Genomic DNA, 18728 nt, shown 5'->3' with positions numbered 1-18728 from the left:
TTCCTTATTTGACGGCGCCGAAGGTCAGGCCGCTGACAAGTTGTTTCTGGCTGAACCAGCCAAGGATGAGGATTGGCGCAATGGCCATAGTTGATGCTGCACTGAGTTTGGCAAAGAACAGGCCTTCTGGGCTGGAATAGCTGGCAATAAAGGCCGTCAGAGGAGCCGCATTGGCTGCGGTCAGGTTCAGTGTCCAAAACGCCTCGTTCCAGGCCAGAATGAAGTTCAGCAGCAAGGTCGAAGCTATGCCGGGAACTGCCATCGGTGTGAGGACATAGAGGATTTCCTCTTTCAGCGTAGCACCGTCCATTCGGGCAGCTTCCAAGATTTCACCGGGGATTTCCTTGAAGTAAGTGTACAGCATCCAGACTATGATCGGCAGGTTCATCAACATGAGGATGATGACCAATGCCCCACGACTGTCGAGAACGCCAAGTTTGATGCAGATCAGGTAGATGGGGTACAGAACCCCAACGGCCGGGAGCATTTTGGTGGACAGCATCCAGAGGAGAATGTCCTTGGTGCGCGTGGAAGGTACGAACGCCATCGACCAAGCCGCCGGGACCGCCACGATGATACCCAGTATTGTTGAGCCCCCGGCGATGATGATCGAGTTCCAGAGAAACCGGGCATAATTCGACCGCTCCATAACCGCGGAATAGTTTTCCAACGTCCAGTCAAATGCCAGGAACACCGGAGGGTCTGCGATTGCGGTGGCTTCGGTTTTAAAGCTGGTTAGAACGGTCCAAAGGATCGGGAAAAAGATCAGCAGTCCAACGCCCCAAGCGGCGGCTGTATTGATGATCTTACGTTGTTGAGTTACTGCGCGGGCCATTTTTTCCTCCTCACGCGTCCAGATTCTTGCCGACGATGCGCATCAGGAAGATCGCAACGATGTTGGCGAGAATGATTGCGTAGACACCACCGGCAGATCCGAGGCCGACGTTCTGGCTTTCAAGAACGCGCTGGAAAATCAGATAGGTCAGGGTGCGAGTACCAAATGCACCTCCGGTCGTGACAAATATTTCCGCAAAGATTGCCAGCAAGAAGATTGTCTGGATCAGAACCACTATCGTAATTGCACGGCTGAGATGCGGTAGAGTGATGTAACCGAACCGCTTTAAAGGCGGTGCACCGTCCATTTCTGCAGCTTCCAACTGTTCACCGTCCAGAGATTGGATCGCAGTCAACAGGATGAGTGTAGCGAAAGGCAACCATTGCCAAGAAACGATCAGGACAATTGAAGGTAGTGAAGCCTCAGACAGCCATGCGATTGGTTCGGCTCCGAAAAAGCGCCACAGATGCGCGAACAGGCCGTTCACCGGATCCATGAACATATTCTTCCACACCAAAGCTGAAACCGTCGGCATGACAAAGAACGGAGCGATGACCAGAATGCGGACTACTCCTTGCCCCCACATTGGCTGGTTCAACAAGATTGCCAGCAAGACACCAATGATCACGGTGATTAAAAGAACCCCACCAACAATGGTCAGCGTGGCTACTACCGACGGCCAGAACGCGCTGGAACTGACAAAGCGAACGTAGTTGTCGAAACCTACCCACCCAAGGTCTCCGCCACGCAGCGGAAGGTATTGTTTGAATGAGAAAATGAGAGTCATGATCAATGGAACGAGCATCCAGCCGAGGAGCAAGATGACCGCTGGGGCCATCATAAGCCGCGCCGCTGATCGGGAGTGTTTAGTAGCCATCGGGCATACCTCCTCTGTTGATTGCCATAAGGCTATCTTAAACAGTGCAGAGTTTTTGAAAATTAAGGGCGTCTCGGGAAACACTTGGGAGAAGAGTGCTGCCCGAGACCGATGGAGCGCTTAGCGGTAGCCAGCTGCTTCCATAGCGTCGTTTGTCAGCGCCTGAGCTTTGGCAAGCGCCTCGTCAACGGTTTGCTGACCCGCATAGACGGCCGAGAATTCCTGGCTCACTTCAGTCGCGATACCCGCGAATTCCGGTATGGCCACGAACTGGACACCAACATATGGCACCGGCTTAACTGTCGGATTTGTCGGGTCGGCTGCCAGGATTGAGTCCAGCGTCTTCTGGGCGAAGGGAACCGCCTGATAGTTGGGGTTTTCGTACAGCGAAGTACGCGCACCCGGAGGCACGTTTGCCCAACCTTCGTTCTCGGCGACAAGTTCAATATAGTCTTTTGACGTTGCCCATTCGATGAACTCTTTTGCTGCAGCTTCCTTTTGCGTTCCGGCGGGAACTGCCAGCGCCCATGCCCAGAGCCAGTTTGCTTTCCTGTCGACACCTTCACTATTTGGTGCCAGCGCGAAGCCAACCTTATCAGCGACAGTTGAGTCGTCTGGATTGGTCACAAACGAGGCAGCGACGGTTGCATCAATCCACATACCACACTTGCCCTGCTGGAACAGGTTCAGGTTTTCATTGAATCCGTTGGTCGCATAGCCGGTCGGCCCGGATTCCTGCATCATGTCGACAAAGAAGGTCAACGCTTCTTTCCACTCAGGCTGATCGAACTGGGCATTCCAGTCTTCGTCGAACCAGCGCGCACCGAAGGAATTGCCGGTTACAGTGATAAAGGCACCGCCTTCACCCCAGCCTGCTTTTCCACGCAGGCAGATACCGTTAATGTCGCTGTCACGGTCGGTCATCGCCGCTGCGGCTTCGCGGATGAATTGCCAGGTTGGTGCCTCTGGCATTTCCAGACCGGCCTTTTCCATAAGGTCGGTGCGGTACATGATCATAGAGCTTTCACCATAGAACGGCGCCGCATAGAGAGTACCGTCGTGGCTCAGACCGGCTCGCATGGCTGGCAGAATATCATCCGCATCGTACTCAGCAGAAAGATCGTCAAGCGAGACCAGCCATCCATTAGCGCCCCAAATCGGTGTTTCGTACATGCCAATGGTCATGATGTCGAAAGAACCGCCCTTTGCGGCGATGTCCGTGGTGACACGCTGGCGCAATACGTTTTCTTCCAATGTGACCCACTCGACCGTGTGGCCGGTCTTATCAGTGAAGTCCTGAGTCAACCCCTGCATGCGAATCATGTCGCCATTGTTCACGGTGGCGATGACAAGATTCTCTGCTAGTGCGCCGCTTGCAGTGACGAGTGTCATTGCCGTCGCCGCATATAGAGCTTGTTTGAATGACATCCTAATTCTCCTCCTCGTTGGATGATGACTCCGACTCTAGTCAAAATCACAACGCGAAGTCAATTAAAAATTTACGCGCGTAAATTTAAGGGTGACTGCGCATTAACAAATCCTCAGGCCGACTCCCGCATGATCAAACGGCCCTCAAACAGTTTTTCCTGCCTTTCCGACGGGACTTCTCCCTTCTCGAACAATGCAAACAATGTAGACACCGACCAATTCGCGATAGCTTCGTAATCTTGTGCGATTGTCGTCAGAGGGGGGCAAGTAAATCTGGAAAACGGGTGATCATCGTGGCCTGCAATCCTGAGGTTACATTCCGGACCATGACCAACCTTAAAGCCAAGGCCATAGGCGGCTGACAAAAGACCAATTGCAAAGCGATCATTGCTGCACAGGATCGTGTTAGTGCTGAATGCTCCATCGGACAAAAGCCGGCCCCCTTCAACTTTTCCAATTTCCTCGAAGTTCCAGCCTTCTCCGCTTACTCGAAAAATGCTCGGCGTTTTACCGTGCCGTTCCATGCTTTCGATATAGGCTTGTCGGTGTTTGTTGGCATTCGGGTTCAGAGGTTTCTTCATTTCGAAAAAACAAGGCGGCTCGCCACTGCGGCAGAGGTACTCAACCATTAAGTCGACACTTTGAAAATGATCGGTACCTACAAATGCCCGCCCGACATCAGGCATGTTGGCATCAAACAAGACGACCGGAATATCTGCATCAAATGCTTTAACGGCGTCTGTGTCAGACAGCTTGCCGAACGGTGCCAATAATACACCAGCAGGTTTCAGGGATTTAAGCGAGTTAAGGTTATCTCGCTCCATTTCCGGATTACCGTGCGAACTGAGTAAAATCGGGCTGTAGCCGGCCTCAATGCATGCAAGCTCTACACGTCTGCCGATCTCGGAAAAGAACGGGTCAGCTAAATTAGGTACTACAACGCCAATGTTCTTGGTGGTGCGCCTGTTTTGGTTCATCGCGAAAACATTCGGATGATAATCATACTCTTCCAGCGCTGCTTCGATCTTTTTTCTTGTGGAAACGCGCACGCTTTCAGGGTCGTTGAAATACTTCGAGACGGTAGGTCGAGAAATCCCACTGATAGCTGCAAACTCTTCCATATTTCGGATTTTACGTTGCAAATTTTTCCCCACACCAAGCTGTAACATATCGCGCGACAATTTTTGTCAAATTTAGTAGCGAAAGACTTGCTGTGTCAAGTTGGCCTTGGAGAGTCCCAAGCTGTCCTCCTCACAAGGAACTACGGCGCTCAATTTCTACCGAGATACGAGATTGAAATGGCTTAGAAATGTACTTCGGAAAGGTGCTGTCAGACGAATTCGAACCAGTCTCAGTTTGCCGCAGAAACCGTGAACCTATCCGGAACAAAGTTGACGCCACTCGGCCAGGGCGGCGGTGCGTGTCAGCTTGAAGGTGTCTCGGCTGGCTAACGATCTTTCCTGGTTGAAGTGGTTGTAGACGGAGGAGTGGACGGATGCGAATTTCTGCAAGCTTCGCATGCGCCTGAAACGTTGCATTACGCGTTCGCGTCGTCGAAACGGCAGGTGCGAATTCTCAACCCGGTTGTTGAGCCACCTGCCCGTCCTTTGTTTTTCGAGTGCACCCAGTTCTCTGAGCGCGGCTCTGTATGAGGCGAAGCGATCCGTAACGACGGTTTCCGCTGTGCCGTGCCGCTTCATCAATTTCTTAAGGAATTTCAGTGCAGCCTGCTTGTTTCGCCGTTTGGTGACGACTGCTTCCAGCACCTCGCCTTCATGATCAACGGCCCGCCAAAGATAATGCCGCTTGCCATTCACTTTCACGAAAACCTCGTCCACGTGCCACTTCCATTTGGAGAACGCGCGCAGCTGCTGAACACGCTTCTGCCTTATCTCAGCAGCAAACATCGGGCCAAACCTATTCCACCAATATCGGACAGTTTCGTGGCTCACATCGATGCCTCGCTCGTGCAACAGATCTTCGACATTCCGAAGCGATAGCGGGAATCGGATGTACAGCATCACGGCCAAGCGGATGATCTCAGGACTTGTTTTAAAGTATTTGAAGGAGGCAGGTCTGGTCATGGGCAAAAGCTACGCAACCGCCCTGCCCCGCTCAAGCAAAGTTCTTCTGACAAGACCGTTAAGGATTCACATAATCCAATAAAAATATTGTAATATAATGATAATAGTGTTGAGCTGCCAGTCCGCTTTTCCAGTTGTTCTGTTGTTCGGCTCTAAAGCCTTCCCGACGAACGTGAGATTTGATTTTAAAAACTTACGTTTCACAAAGCTTTTTTGAGATCATTTAAAAATGTGCTGGCGCTTAATGACCACTTTGGGCTCAAAGCAGTCTTTCGCTGCGTATTGCTTCAATTACCGCTGTGCGGACATAATTTCCGTTCGCTGCAGCGCCGAACTCCAGCAGTCGCTGAACATCACCTTTGCAGAAAATTGATTATTCAACGCCAAATCAACCTGAGCAATTCACGAATACTTCCAAGGCAGGGCATTGTATTAGACTTGGCTAAAAACACGCCATCGACTTGATGGTACTGTGTTTGCTGGAAGATGGATAAAAAAGGTCACGAATGGTAGTATTCCCCATAGGGAGTCGCAAATGGAACGCAGGCTGGCGGCCATTCTCGCTGCTGATGTTGTCGGCTATAGCGGTCTGGTAAGCCAAAATGAAACGGCTACACTCCACGCGTTGAAAGACACGCTGGAAGCCCTCAGATCGCGTTTAGAGAAACACAACGGCCGGATCGTAAAAACTATGGGAGACGGGTTTCTCGCGGAATTCCAATCAGTTGTGAACTCGGTATCTTGTGCTGATGAATTGCAAAAATATTGCGCTGACAGAAATCGCGAGACACAAAATGAACCAAACCTGGTTTTCCGCATGGGTATCCACATGGGCGATGTGGTTTCCGATGGAGAAGACATTCTTGGCGATGGGGTGAATACTGCGGCACGGCTTGAAAAGTTGGCTGGCCCGGGATGCGTCGCAATTTCAGGCCGGGTGCGAGACGAAATTTCAGGCCGTCTCGATCTCACTTTTAGGGACCTTGGGAAACAACAACTCAAGAACCTCCCGCGACCTGTGCGCGTGTACGAACTTGCCAGTGATCTTGATTACGACGATCTGCCTAGAAATGCTCCTCAAACCAATAAAAACTCGATCGCCGTTCTTCCTTTTGACAACATGTCGGATGATCCGGATCAGATTTATTTTTCAGACGGCATCTCTGAGGACATAATAACGGATTTATCGAAGATAAGGGAGTTATTCGTCATTGCTAGAAATTCGAGCTTTTCTTACAAAGGAAGGTCCGTGGACGTCCGACAGATCGCCCGCGAACTCGACGTGCAATTCATTGTAGAAGGCAGTGTTAGAAAGGCAGGCAACCGGGCAAGGGTCACTGCGCAGTTGATCGATGCTCAGTCCGGCGGCCATGTCTGGGCCGAGCGATACGACCGCGAGTTAACTGATATCTTTGCCGTCCAAGACGAAATCACCGAAAAAATTGTCAAAGCTCTTCAACTGGCATTGGCCGAAGATGCAATGGGAAGGTCGAACGGATCGCGCACATCCGACCTGCAGGCCTATGACCTTTACCTACAGGGACGACTAGCCTTCCATTCCCACGTACGGCGTAAGTTCGTTGAAGCGCGCAGCTTGTTTGAAAGAGCGATTGAGTGCGATCCCCAATTTGCTCAAGCTTATTGCGGTTTGGCCGATTGCAATTTGATGATCTATTGCCAATACGACGGAGAAGAGGAACACCTGATCTCTGCAACGGTCGCTGCTGATCGGGCGCTAGAACTCGCCCCAAATTTGGCCGAGGCCTATGCTTCCAAAGGTTTGGCTCTGGCTCAGGCGAAAGATCAAAATGGGGCAAACACAGCTTTCCGCAAGGCTTCGGAGCTCGATTCCAACCTCTATCAAGCCCAATACTACTGGGCTCGCCACTGTTGGGAAAATTCGGACTTCGAGAAAGCGGCTCGGCATTTTGAACAGGCTTGGAAGATTTCTCCCAGAGACCCACAGGCTCCATTCTTACTGATGGCAGTTTACGGAAAGTTGGGACGCGAAGAAGATGTTCTAAAGGCGGCCCGGGCAACTTTGGAAACCGCAAGGTGTAAACTGGAGGTAGAACCCGGCAATAGTAGAGCCTGTTTCCAGTGCGCTCATGCCTTGGCACACATTGGGCGGTCTAACGATGCTGAAGAGATGATACGTAGAGCCATCGACTTGGACCCAGGGGACCGGATTGTAGTCTACAACGCGGCATGTATGTTTGCGACAATAGGCAGAGTCGATCAAGCCCTTGATACGCTTGAAAATATGCCGGGCCATCAATTGCAGATGCTCGATTGGATACGCAATGATGGGGATCTTGATAACCTACGTGATCACCCACGGTTTCAAAAATTTATGGCGGCGCTCGAGGCACAAGAAGATACTAAGGGGCAAAACAGCCGCGTTCATTAAGCGCCTTAGCTCCACTCTAGTTCTTCAATATCCGAAAGCACTCCTCCGCTTGGGTAAATTGGTGCGGTTCTTATAAGGGCAGCTAGCGTGGAAGGATTAGATTCCTAAATGAACTCGCTCATGCAGTTTGGTAAATGTCGGCTCTGGGCTCATCGCAGCCGTCTGAGTGTTTTTCTCAGATGACTGAGTAAAGGCTTTGAGCGGACGTTAACCCCCGAAACTCGGAGTTTCGAACAGGAACGACTGCTTTCACCAAAAGCGGCCGCTCTCCCAAATCTTGGCTACGACCGGCTTGCGGACCAAGCTGCCGTTGACTTTTGGCGGTCAGATGTCCGCTTTCTCGGTGTTCTAGTGGTCTCGGTCGCACAAGTCGTGGTCGGCCAACGATGCTAATACGTAGCAGTCTTCGGAAACGCCTTCACCATTGCAGCCCTTCGATATCCGGCTGAGTTCCTTTTCAAGTGTTCGGAGGCGTTTGATCTTGGCGCGGACATCTTCAAGTTGAGATGTTGCGATATCCGTCGCAGCCTCGCACGACCGGTCGGGGTGCTCCTGTAATTCGATCAGCGAAGAAATCGCTTCAATTGAAAACCCAAGATCACGCGCATGGCGGATGAAGCTCAGCCGCTCTAACCCAGCTTGGTCGTATCGTCTTTGGTTGCCTGACGTGCGCTCTGCCTCGGGCAGTAGTCCCATTTCCTCGTAATACCGGATGGTCGGAACTTTGACTTTTGTGCGCTTAGAAAGCTCGCCAATGGAAAACATGAAGAAACCTCTTGAACCTCTAGTTACTAGAGACATTACAGTATGAACAACCAAAGATGAAAGAGGATTCCCATGGCTGGTTGCTGCGGACATGACGCCAAATTTGACGGTGTTTCAGATGACTACAAAAGACGGCTCTGGATCGTGATCGCGCTCAACGCGACGCTGTTCTTTGTCGAGATGACAGCGGGTCATTTGGCCAAATCCCAAGCGCTGCAGGCAGACGCACTCGACTTCGCAGGCGATGCGCTCACCTACGGCATTTCGCTTGCTGTTATCGGGGCCTCTCTCCGCGCAAGAACGAATGCAGCACTGTTCAAAGGTAACAGCCTTCTGATGATGGGCCTTTGGGTGTTCGGATCGACTGTCTATCGCGTCTTTTATGTTGGCGTTCCAACTGCAGAGATCATGGGGGGCGTCGGCTTTCTTGCGTTGCTTACCAATCTATCAAGCGTCTTGCTTTTGGTCCGCTACAAAGATGGTGATGCCAATGTTCGGTCGGTTTGGCTGTGTTCGCGCAATGACGCGATTGGGAACTTTGCAGTGATGTTTGCAGCACTTGGTGTCTGGGGCACGGCAACGGGTTGGCCTGATCTTGTCGTGGCAACCGTCATGGCCGGGCTTTTTCTGTCGTCTGCCTTCCAAATTGTGCGCCAAGCCTTGGCTGAGCGCCGGGAAATGACCGACCATAAGCACGCGGAAGCATGATGCAGCCGACCAAGCGCATTAAAGCAGACCTTCGCCATAGTGCGGCATCTTGGGAGGTATGGGCTTGAAGCGGTCATCCGTCGAATTCTGAGGGGCTTTCGGCCTGCCGTGACGTAATCAACAGGGTGCTGTCAGACAAATTCGAACCAGTCTCTGGTAGGCCTGTATAGCTGCCTTTTATGACGCACCAAGTTCGCGCCACTCGGCAAGAGCGGCGGTGCGTGTCAGCTTGAAGGTGGCTCGGCTGGTCAGCGATCTTTCCTGGTTGAAGTGGTTGTAGAAAGAGGAGTGGACGGAGGCGAATTTATGCAAGCTTCGCATGCGCCTGAAACGTTGCATCGCGCGTTCGCGTCGTCGAAACGGAAGATGCGAGTTCTCGACGCGGTTGTTGAGCCACCTGCCCGTCCTTTGTTTTTCGGTGGCGCCAAGCTCTCTGAGCGCGGCTCTGTATGAGGCGAAGCGATCCGTGACGACGTTTTCCGCTTTTCCGTGCCGCTTCATCAATTTCCTGAGGAATTTCAGTGCAGCCTGTTTGTTTCGCCGTTTGGTGACGACTGCTTCCAGCACCTCGCCTTCATGATCAACGGCCCGCCAAAGATAATGCCGCTTGCCATTCACTTTCACGAAAACCTCGTCCACGTGCCACTTCCATTTGGAGAACGCGCGCAGTTGCTGAACACGCTTCCGTCTAATTTCAGCAGCAAACATCAGACCAGGTGCTGTCAGACGAATTCGAACCAGTCTCAGTTTGCCGCAGAAACCACGAACCTATCCGGAACAAAGTTGACGCCACTCGCTAAGAGCGGCAGCGCGGGTCAGCTTGAAGATGTCTCGGCTGGCGAGCGATCTTTCCTGGTTGAAGTGGTTGTAGACGGAGGAATGGACGGCGGCGAACTTCTGCAAACTTCGCATGCACCTGAAACGTTGCATGGCGCGTTCGCGTCGTCGGAAAGGAAGGTGTGAATTCTCAACGCGGTTGTTGAGCCACCGGCCCGTCTGTTGTTTTTCGGCAGCGCCAAGCTCTCTGAGCGCGGCTCTGTATGAGGCGAAGCGATCCGTGACGACGTTTTCCACTTTACCGTGGCGCTTCATCAATTTCCTGAAAAATTTCAGTGCAGCCTGCTTGTTTCGCCGTTTGGTGACGACTGCTTCCAGCACCTCGCCTTCATGATCAACGGCCCGCCAGAGGCAGTGCCGCTTGCCATTCACCTTCACGAAAACCTCGTCCACGTGCCACTTCCATTCGGAGAACGCGCGCAGTTGCTGAACACGCTTCTGCCTTATCTCAGCAGCAAACATCGGACCGAACCTGTTCCACCAATAACGGACGGTTTCGTGGCTCACCTCAATTCCCCGTTCATGCAGTAGATCTTCGACGGTGCTGTCAGACGAATTCGAACTAGTCTCAGTTTGCCGCAGAAACCGCGAACCTATCCGGAACAAAGTTGACGCCACTCGGCCAGGGCGGCGGTGCGTGTCAGCTTGAAGGTGTCTCGGCTGGTCAGCGATCTTTCCTGGTTGAAGTGGTTGTATACGGAGGAATGGACGGCGGCGAATTTCTGAAGACTTCGCATGCGCCGGAAACGTTGCATGGCGCGCTCTCTTCGTCGGAATGGCAGGTGTGAATTCTCGACGCGATTGTTAAGCCATCTGCCTGTCTGTTGTTTTTCCAGCGCACCTAATTCCCTGAGCGCAGCTTTGTACGAGGCGAAGCGGTCGGTGACGATCTCATCGGCGCAACCGTGGCGTTTCAATAATTTCTTAAGAAATTTCAGTGCTGCAGCTTTGTTTCGGCGCTTCGTGACAACGGCCTCTAGCACTTCACCTTCGTGATCGACGGCACGCCAGAGATAGTGGCGTTTGCCGTTCACCTTCACGAATACTTCGTCTACGTGCCACTTCCATTTCGAGAATGCGCGCAGCTGCTGAACACGCTTCTGCCTTATCTCAGCAGCAAACATCGGGCCAAACCTATTCCACCAATATCGGACAGTTTCGTGGCTCACGTCGATGCCTCGCTCGTGCAACAGATCTTCGACATTCCGAAGCGAGAGCGGGAAACGGATGTACAGCATCACGGCCAAGCGGATGATCTCGGGACTGGTTTTGAAGTACTTGAATGAGGCAGGCCTGGTCATGGGCAAAAGCTACGCAACCGCCCTGCCCCGCTCAAGCAAAGTTCTTCTGACAAGACCGGTTCGAGTTTTATCAATGTCTGATCAGTTCCAAGAGCTGCCATTCTGCAAAATCCGCGCAACGACCGAGTTACGGACAAAGCTGACATAGTCTTTTTCCTGTTGAATTGCGGCTACGGCAACTGAAGAAGAGTTCCAAATCAGCCGTCAACTGTTGTGTTGTGCACGCGTTCATCCTATGTGCACATAATCTGAAATGGAGATTTCATGTCCCGGTAAGGAAGGGAGGCAGCGCGCCTCCCGGAGCACATTCAACATCTGAAGAAACACCGTCACATTATGGCCGACGGTGAGTGTTGATGTGCAAACTTTTTTCTCACCAACAGCGCCCAGATCAGACTTGGGCCAGAGACATGAAAGTGACACCCTATGATAAGGGATTACTCAGACTTCCTTCCGCTTCGCGCACGCAACGCCAGAAGACACTCCGACCTCAACCCTCTTCAGGCATTGGGATGGCAACCGTTTTTCGCCCAGCAGATCAGCGTAGAAGATTTGTCGGTGACACCGCCCGTTCGAATTGTCGAAGTGCATCGCAATGGGCTGCACGCCCTCGGTGACGGCATCGATACGATACTTCCTCCCAGAGCCGATGTAACTGTCGGGGACTGGCTGATGCTGGATCCTTCGCGCCCGCGATCCAGTCGGATTCTAGAGCGCACGAGCCTCATCAAACGGCGTGCGCCCGGAACCGACCGGCAGGAACAACTGATCGCGGCGAACATTGATACCGCCTTTATCGTCACGTCCTGCAATCAGGATTTCAAAGTGGCCCGGCTGGAACGCTATGCAGCTCTGACTTTTGAGGCAGGGATCACGCCTGTCATCGTCGTCACTAAGACCGACCTCCTGACGGACACGCAAAGCTACATCGACACGGCCCGCACGGTGTCGGACATGATCGATGTGGTCGCACTTGACGCCCGCGGAGACGCGCCCCGGACAAAACTGACTTCTTGGTGCAGGTCCGGCAAGACGGTGGCGTTTCTCGGTTCATCTGGCGTTGGGAAATCGACGTTAGCCAATGCATTGCTCCAGAGCCAATCCATCGAGACCCAATCTATTCGCGAGGACGACGCCAAGGGGCGGCATACGACAACGCGGCGCGAGCTCCATGCGATGCCCAACGGATGTCTGATACTGGACACCCCGGGTATGCGGGAATTGCAGCTCACCGATGCAGCTGACGGCATTAATGATCTCTTTGCCGACATTCAGGAGTTGGCCGTGCGGTGTCGATTCAGGGACTGCCAGCACGGATCCGAGCCGGGATGCGCTGTTCTGAAGGCTGTCGATGAGGGTGCTCTTGATGGCGGTCGTCTTAGCAGATGGCGCAAGCTCATGGCCGAAGACGCCTTCAACTCCGCGAGTCTTGCGGAACGCAGGTCGCGCGACAAGGCGTTCGGGAAGATGGTCCGCGGTGTCAAAAAGCTCAAAGATGTCAGGAAGTAAGACGATGACACAGTCTAAAGCAGGTCAATTCGTATGGCATGACCTTTTCACATCGGACAGGGCGTGTTCGATGGCATTCTACCAGCAAGTCGCCAACTGGACGTATGAAGTCGAGCGGGCATCGGATTTTGCATGGGGTGGCGGCGAGCAGGATTTCGTCCTTGCCCTTTCCGGTGACGAAGCGGGTGCGGGATTGATTGAGACGCCCCCGGAGCAGGAAAATGGCTGGATCTCTTACATCGAAGTCCCCGATGTGGACATAGCGATCAACCGCGTCGGTACACTCGGAGGTAAGATCGTTCGGGAGCCATTCGAGGTGCCGGGTGTCGGTCGCAATGCACTCGTCCGCGATCCGTTCGGTGCTCTAGTGGGGATTTCGCTGTCTCGGCACGGTTTCCCCGTGCCGAAACGGCAGTTCGGCCCTGAAGTGTATGTCAGCAACGGGGATGACTTTCCGCAAGCGTTCTACATCGAACTCTTCGGATGGCAGGTTTCTCCCGAGCGGGACAAGGATTGCTTCACTCTCCTCGGGCCTCAGGGCCATCTTGTTGCAATCCAGCATGCCGCGACTTGGTCAACTGCCTCAAACGCATCTTGGGTCCCGTGCATCATGGTTACTTCAGTCTCCGATGCCTCCTTTGCTGCTGAAACCAAAGGGGCGCGTCTGGCTTCCGTAGAAGATAATGAAACCATTCAAGCCGATAGCCCCATCCTTTGTGATCCAGACGGTGCGCCGTTTGCTCTCGGCGTTAAGCAGACAACAAATTTCCATTAGCTTGCCAAATTCTTCTCCGGAATTGCAGAGCGGACATTTGCCCGCTCTGCAGCATCCGTGACTCAGGGCTCGAAGCGGTCATCTGATAGTTTTGGTTGGGCAAAATCGCCCTGTACACGGGCTCAAGGTCAGCTGTGCGGACTTTGTCGCCATCCGCATTCTTGCTCCTAAGGGCTGCAGTCAACCCTAAGCGGACATTGGCTACCTGACTTAGCCACTCTAAAAAATACAAGTTGGGAGCTTTCAATATCGCTGCAAAGTATTGAGATATTGCAGTCGTTTTGCGAATTTACTGACTTGGCGGTATGGGCGCCAAGCTGGGCAACGACGCGTTACTTCAGAGATGTTGCTAGAACTTGTTCCGCGATCCAGGCAAACACAAGCTCGGGACCCGGGCCCAAGTTGGTATGGCTCCGTGACATTACATAACCCGCATCGCTAGAGACTAAATCTTCCGTAACGGTCACAAGAGAACCCTTGCTGAGCAAATCATCGATCAATCCAATCCAGCCTAATGCCACGCCATCACCAGACAAAGCGGCTTGGGTCACCATGTCATAGTTATTAAAACTGATGTAGTTTCTCTTTCTTTCGCCCGTTACACCCAAACTGTCAAACCACCCTTGCCAGGTTTGCCACTCGGCGGTTGCGGGTTTTGACAAGCTAAGAAGTTGAACCTTCAGTAGCTCCGTAGCAGATCGGATCGGTCCAATCTTTTCCAATAACTGCGGGCTGCAAACTGCGGCTACGACCTCTTCCAACAGCAGTACTTCGTCTGGTTTGATCCGATTTTTGGGCGCAACGTGAATCTGAATATCGCAATCGGTATCATCCAAACCAGGTGGCACGGTTGAAGCCAAAATCTGAATTTCGATTTCCTCCCCAATTTCCTCTCGCAAATAGCCTAGACGCGGCAGAAGCCAGAACGTTGAGAACGCAAAATCAGCAGAAATCCGAACCCTAGGTTTCGATTTGCGTTCGATCAGAGAACCAACGGCATAACCCATTTGCCGCATTGCCGGACTGACCACATTAAGAAGTCTCAGGCCTTCATTTGTTAACGAGACACCGCGATGCTCGCGCTTGAACAAAACGACGCCCAGATCGGCCTCCAGCCCTTTTATTCGTTGCGAGACCGAGGATTGTGTCAGCCCAAGCGCCTCGCCTGCGCTGGTAAAGTTCCCGTGTTGGGAAACCACTTCAAAGGCATAGAGCGCCACCAGATTACGGCTGAGGTTGGTATTAACCTTATTAATGTCATCCATAACTACTCGACTACTGCAAAAAAGACCAGAAATGCATCAAAAAAGTTAAAAAGCGGCGCGCAAGCGGTCTCAAAATCAAGGGAGCCAAAGATGACCTGTCATAAACAAGATCAATCCATTCATTCGGCGATAGCCATGCATGCCAGTGAAGTTGCTGACGGCACCCTCAGTCGTCGCGAGTTTTTAACGCGCGCCACCGCGCTTGGTTTGTCGGCCTCAGCGGCTTATTCGATGATTGGTTTGTCTCAACCCGTGCGGGCCGCGACCGATGTTCAGCCAGGTGGGACCATTCGCATTCAGCAAGTTGTGCGCGCTCAGCTTGACCCACCGCTTTACAACTGGCCTCAGCTTGGAAATGTGGTCCGAGGATTCTTAGAATATCTTGTTCAGTACAACGCAGACGGTACGTTTGAACCCCGGCTACTGGAAAGCTGGGAAGTAAACGACGACGCGACTGAGTACGTTTTGCGTGTACGGCCCGGAGTGAACTGGAATGACGGACGGGGAACGCTTTCGGCCACCGATGTTGCGTACAACTTTGGCCGATGGTGTGACGGCAGTTGGGAAGGCAATTCCATGGCCGCGCGCATGGGGTCCTTACAAAACGAAGCCGGAGATGGCCCTGCCGAAGGGGCTTTGGAAGTGGTCGACGATCTGACGCTGAAACTGAAGCTGACACGACCTGACATCACCATTATTCCTGCTGTCACGGAATACCCCGCAGCAATCGTGCCCGACGGTTGGTCCGGCGATCCGGCGAATGACCCGGTCGGTACAGGACCATACAAACTGGTTGAGTATCTGGTTGGCGAGAAGGTCGTTCTTGAGAAAAACACGGATCACGAATGGTGGGGCGAAGGCGCCTATTTGGAACGGATCGAGTTTATCGACTACGGCACCGATGGCGCAGCGCATTTGGCGGCAGCAGAAGCTGAAGAAATCGACATGACCTATGAAACGGTCGGTGAATTTGTCGACATCTATGAAAGCATTGGTTGGAACCAGAGCGAGTCCGTTTCCGCCAACACTTTGGTTTTGCGCACGAACCGCGATGCCGAAGTTGACGGAGTGAAGCCCTATGAAGACGCACGTGTTCGCCGGGCTCTGGCGATGGCCTGCGACAATGCAATTTTGCTTGAATTGGGATACGCAAATCGGGGGACTTTGGGCGAAAATCACCATGTTTGCCCCATCCATCCAGAATATGCAGACATTGGAGCTCCGGAAAAGGATGTCGAGGGCGCTCGCGCGTTACTCGAAGAAGTCGGCATGCTCGACTACGAGTACGAGATTTTCTCCATTGACGATGACTGGCGCCGAAACACAACAGACGCCCTCGCGGCCCAACTTCGTGACGCCGGGCTGAACGTTAAGCGTACGGTTTTGCCTGGCAGCACATTTTGGAACGATTGGAACAAATACCCCTTCAGCTCAACGGACTGGGGACATCGCCCGCTAGGTGTCCAGGTGCTGACGCTGGCTTATAAATCGGGTGTAGCTTGGAACGAAACCGGCCTTGCCAGCGCCGAATTTGACGCGATGTTGGAAGAAGCCTCAGCAATCGCCGATGCGGAAACTCGCCGTGGTCACATGGAAAAGATCGAGCAATTTATGCGAGATGACGGGACGATAATTCAACCCTATTGGCGATCTCTGTACCGCCACTCTCGTCCCGGCGTCATAGGCGCGGAAAGCCACCCGATTAATGAAATTCACGTGCATAAGCTGGCTCTGCAAAGCTGAGAATTCTGGCAAATCTTAACTCCCCGGACCCAATGAGATTGGCGAAGCAGGTTATCTGCATCGTTGGTCTCATTGGTTTCTTGGGAAAATGGGTGGTCGAGTCAGAACACGCAGATTTATCCGCTCGAAAATCAAAAAACAGGGAGAAGTTGACTATGGCGATAAAGCCACCTCTTTCAGAACTTCCGATTAAGACCGCTGACAACGGTTTTTATCGGGGGTTCAGTGTAAACGTAACGGTGATTAGTAAGATCATCATTAGTCTGCTAGTTGTCTGGTGCATCGTTTGGCCGACTCAGGCCGGCAGGATTCTCGGCGATTGGAACGCCGCCATCCTGGCTCAGTTTGCCGCGTGGTACATCTGGGTTGTCACCGGGTTTGTTATTGTATGCATCGGTTTGGCCATCTGGCCAGCAGCCGGACGCCTGAACCTGGGTGTAGAAGGCGAAAAGCCCGAATTCTCGAACTTCTCTTGGTTCTCGATGATGTTCGGTGCCGGTATCGGTGTTGGGATGCTGACATGGGCCGTTGCGGAACCCGTCGCGCATTTCAAGAACAACCCTTCGGTCATTCAGGGTGTCACCACAGCCCTTGATGCGGACAATGTGCGCACGGCTTATGTTTGGTCCTATCTGCATTGGGGTCTGGGCGCCTGGGCGTGCTATGCGATTGCCGGTCTTGCATTGGCGTTCTTCAGCTATCGCCGCGGGCTTCCCCTGACGATCCGCTCGTCTCTGACGCCGCTCTTTGGCAAGGCGCTGTCGGGCAACCTCGGCCACCTCATCGATATCGTCGCCGTCGTTGCAACCATCCTCGGCGTGGCGCAGACGCTTGGTTTTGGTGTTGAGCAATTCGTGGCAGGCCTTACGCGTATCGGCATTGGCGGATTGGCGCATGCGGATGGCTCGGCCACCACGTTGGGCATCATCGTAGCTCTGCTGGTCATCATGGGGGCGTCGACGCTGTCAGCGCTGTCTGGTGTTGGCAAAGGCATCAAATGGCTTTCGAACATCAACATGGCGCTGTCGATCTTCTTACTGGGATTCTTCATACTGTTTGGTGCTACGTTCTTTGGTGCTAAGGCCTTCTTTGTTGGCATTTGGGACTATCTGGTCGCTCTGCCGTGGCTTAGCTTCAACGTCTATGCGTCGGACGGCGTCGAGGGATCTGAATCCTTCCTGTTGGCGCAGTGGCAAGGCTGGTGGCCGGTTTTCTACTGGGCCTGGTGGATCGCGTTTGCGCCCTTTGTTGGACTGTTCCTGGCGCGCATATCGCGCGGTCGATCCATTCGTGAGTTCGTGCTGGGTGCGATGATCGTGCCGTCACTGATGTGCTTTGTCTGGTTCGCTTGGGCCGGTGGTACAGCGATTGATTTGGAACTGAACGGCGGCGCAAATGGTGTGATCCTTGATGCGGCCAACGGCGACAAGATCTTTGCCATGACCACGTACATGCTTGCGCCAATCGCAGAGTTCCTTGCCTGGGCCATGGCGGTTGTCATCGTGATCTTGCTGATGACGTTTCTTGTAACCTCTGCTGACTCGGCTGTTCTGATCGTGAACACGATCAATGCTGCCGGTGATGAAGGCCCCAAGGCACGCCCGCACATCATGTTCTGGGGTGCAGCGCTGGCATTGGTGGTTGGAGGTCTTCTAATTTCGGGCGGAACTGGGGCCATTCAGACCGCGATGGTGATCGGAGCATTGCCATTCTCTATCGTCATGGCATTGATGTGCATCGCTTTGATTAAAGCGATCTGGAACGACGGACGCCGCGAAGCCGCCGGTGTCGCATCGACTGTTGATCCAGAAACATCAACGATGCCTGCCGAATAAAATCGCGTAGTACCTGTCTGTGACCCCAGGACAAAGCTGGGGTCGCAAGCAGGATGAACACCTGCACAAAAACAAAAACTAAAGTGCGGGTGAACACGCTACAAACTGACTGCTTGCACATGGTCGAGGATTTGTCGAAAGCCTAACTTTGCAAATTCCGCTTTCTGCGCGTTGCCGTCGTTAGCGCGGACTGCAGCATCCGGTAACTTTGGGCTCGCTGCTGACCTTAGCTGCAAGACGCTCGGATGGCGGTAGGGCGGACTTTAAAGCCATCCGCATTTTTACTCCAAAGGACCGAAGACAGCCCAAACCGGACATTGCGATTTCAGCGCGCACTACGGTAGCTTTTTCTTATG

The 18728-nt window shown here is 53.0% G+C and carries 14 protein-coding genes and 2 pseudogenes; 6 read left to right on the top strand and 10 right to left on the bottom strand.

Annotated features, from left to right (window positions below; all coding sequences use genetic code 11):
• Positions 1-4 precede the first annotated feature (4 nt).
• The 5 genes from GOW98_RS22330 to GOW98_RS22310 form a co-directional block, all read right to left on the bottom strand.
• Entirely contained in the window at positions 5-835 is an 831-nt protein-coding gene (locus GOW98_RS22330) for a carbohydrate ABC transporter permease (RefSeq protein WP_170336225.1), read from the bottom strand.
• Positions 836-845: 10 nt separating this feature from the next.
• On the bottom strand, positions 846-1712 hold the full coding sequence (locus tag GOW98_RS22325) for a carbohydrate ABC transporter permease (RefSeq protein WP_170336223.1): 867 nt from the start codon (positions 1710-1712) through the stop codon (positions 846-848).
• A gap of 120 nt (positions 1713-1832) precedes the next feature.
• Positions 1833-3140, bottom strand: coding sequence for an ABC transporter substrate-binding protein (locus GOW98_RS22320; protein ID WP_170336221.1), 1308 nt, complete (start codon positions 3138-3140; stop codon positions 1833-1835).
• A gap of 113 nt (positions 3141-3253) precedes the next feature.
• A complete protein-coding gene (locus GOW98_RS22315) occupies positions 3254-4309 on the bottom strand; it encodes a LacI family DNA-binding transcriptional regulator (protein WP_254438130.1) in 1056 nt (351 codons plus the stop codon).
• A 207-nt stretch (positions 4310-4516) separates the two neighbouring features.
• Positions 4517-5224, bottom strand: a complete 708-nt coding sequence (locus GOW98_RS22310) for an IS6 family transposase (RefSeq protein ID WP_170336219.1) — start codon at positions 5222-5224, stop codon at positions 4517-4519.
• A gap of 535 nt (positions 5225-5759) precedes the next feature.
• Between GOW98_RS22310 and GOW98_RS22305 the strand changes: the two genes are divergently transcribed.
• Positions 5760-7634 (top strand): TPR end-of-group domain-containing protein, encoded by a 1875-nt coding sequence (locus tag GOW98_RS22305; protein WP_170336217.1) that lies wholly within the window; start codon positions 5760-5762, stop codon positions 7632-7634.
• A gap of 348 nt (positions 7635-7982) precedes the next feature.
• Here GOW98_RS22305 and GOW98_RS22300 read toward each other — a convergent pair whose 3' ends face one another.
• Positions 7983-8399, bottom strand: coding sequence for a MerR family transcriptional regulator (locus tag GOW98_RS22300; RefSeq protein WP_170336215.1), 417 nt, complete (start codon positions 8397-8399; stop codon positions 7983-7985).
• Between the two features lie 72 nt (positions 8400-8471).
• Here GOW98_RS22300 and GOW98_RS22295 point away from each other — a divergent pair, with 72 nt between their 5' ends.
• Positions 8472-9107, top strand: coding sequence for a cation transporter (locus tag GOW98_RS22295; RefSeq protein WP_170336213.1), 636 nt, complete (start codon positions 8472-8474; stop codon positions 9105-9107).
• A gap of 177 nt (positions 9108-9284) precedes the next feature.
• Here GOW98_RS22295 and GOW98_RS22290 read toward each other — a convergent pair.
• The 3 genes and pseudogenes from GOW98_RS22290 to GOW98_RS22280 all read right to left on the bottom strand — a co-directional run.
• A pseudogene (locus GOW98_RS22290) lies at positions 9285-9821 on the bottom strand (IS6 family transposase); the annotation flags it as partial.
• A gap of 54 nt (positions 9822-9875) precedes the next feature.
• A pseudogene (locus GOW98_RS22285) lies at positions 9876-10484 on the bottom strand (IS6 family transposase); the annotation flags it as partial.
• Between the two features lie 53 nt (positions 10485-10537).
• Positions 10538-11245, bottom strand: coding sequence for an IS6 family transposase (locus GOW98_RS22280; RefSeq protein ID WP_170336211.1), 708 nt, complete (start codon positions 11243-11245; stop codon positions 10538-10540).
• Between the two features lie 426 nt (positions 11246-11671).
• On the opposite strand from GOW98_RS22280, the gene rsgA reads away from it, so the two are divergent.
• A complete protein-coding gene (gene rsgA / locus GOW98_RS22275) occupies positions 11672-12754 on the top strand; it encodes a ribosome small subunit-dependent GTPase A (RefSeq protein ID WP_170336209.1) in 1083 nt (360 codons plus the stop codon).
• The gene (locus GOW98_RS22270) at positions 12741-13529 is read left to right on the top strand and encodes a VOC family protein (protein ID WP_170336252.1); all 789 of its coding nucleotides are present in this window, start codon (positions 12741-12743) and stop codon (positions 13527-13529) included. Before rsgA ends, GOW98_RS22270 begins: the two co-directional genes overlap by 14 nt.
• A gap of 332 nt (positions 13530-13861) precedes the next feature.
• Here GOW98_RS22270 and GOW98_RS22265 read toward each other — a convergent pair whose 3' ends face one another.
• The gene (locus GOW98_RS22265) at positions 13862-14749 is read right to left on the bottom strand and encodes a LysR family transcriptional regulator (RefSeq protein ID WP_170336207.1); all 888 of its coding nucleotides are present in this window, start codon (positions 14747-14749) and stop codon (positions 13862-13864) included.
• Between the two features lie 180 nt (positions 14750-14929).
• Between GOW98_RS22265 and GOW98_RS22260 the strand changes: the two genes are divergently transcribed.
• Complete coding sequence (locus tag GOW98_RS22260) at positions 14930-16537, top strand: ABC transporter substrate-binding protein (RefSeq protein ID WP_437436873.1); 1608 nt, start codon at positions 14930-14932, stop codon at positions 16535-16537.
• 155 nt (positions 16538-16692) lie between these two features.
• A complete protein-coding gene (locus tag GOW98_RS22255; RefSeq protein ID WP_170336205.1) occupies positions 16693-18372 on the top strand; it encodes a BCCT family transporter in 1680 nt (559 codons plus the stop codon).
• The last annotated feature ends 356 nt before the right edge of the window (positions 18373-18728 follow it).

The organism is Ruegeria arenilitoris, from assembly GCF_013032445.1.
GTDB classification, from domain to species: Bacteria; Pseudomonadota; Alphaproteobacteria; order Rhodobacterales; family Rhodobacteraceae; genus Ruegeria; species Ruegeria arenilitoris_F.
This window is presented reverse-complemented; position numbering and strand designations above follow the sequence as displayed.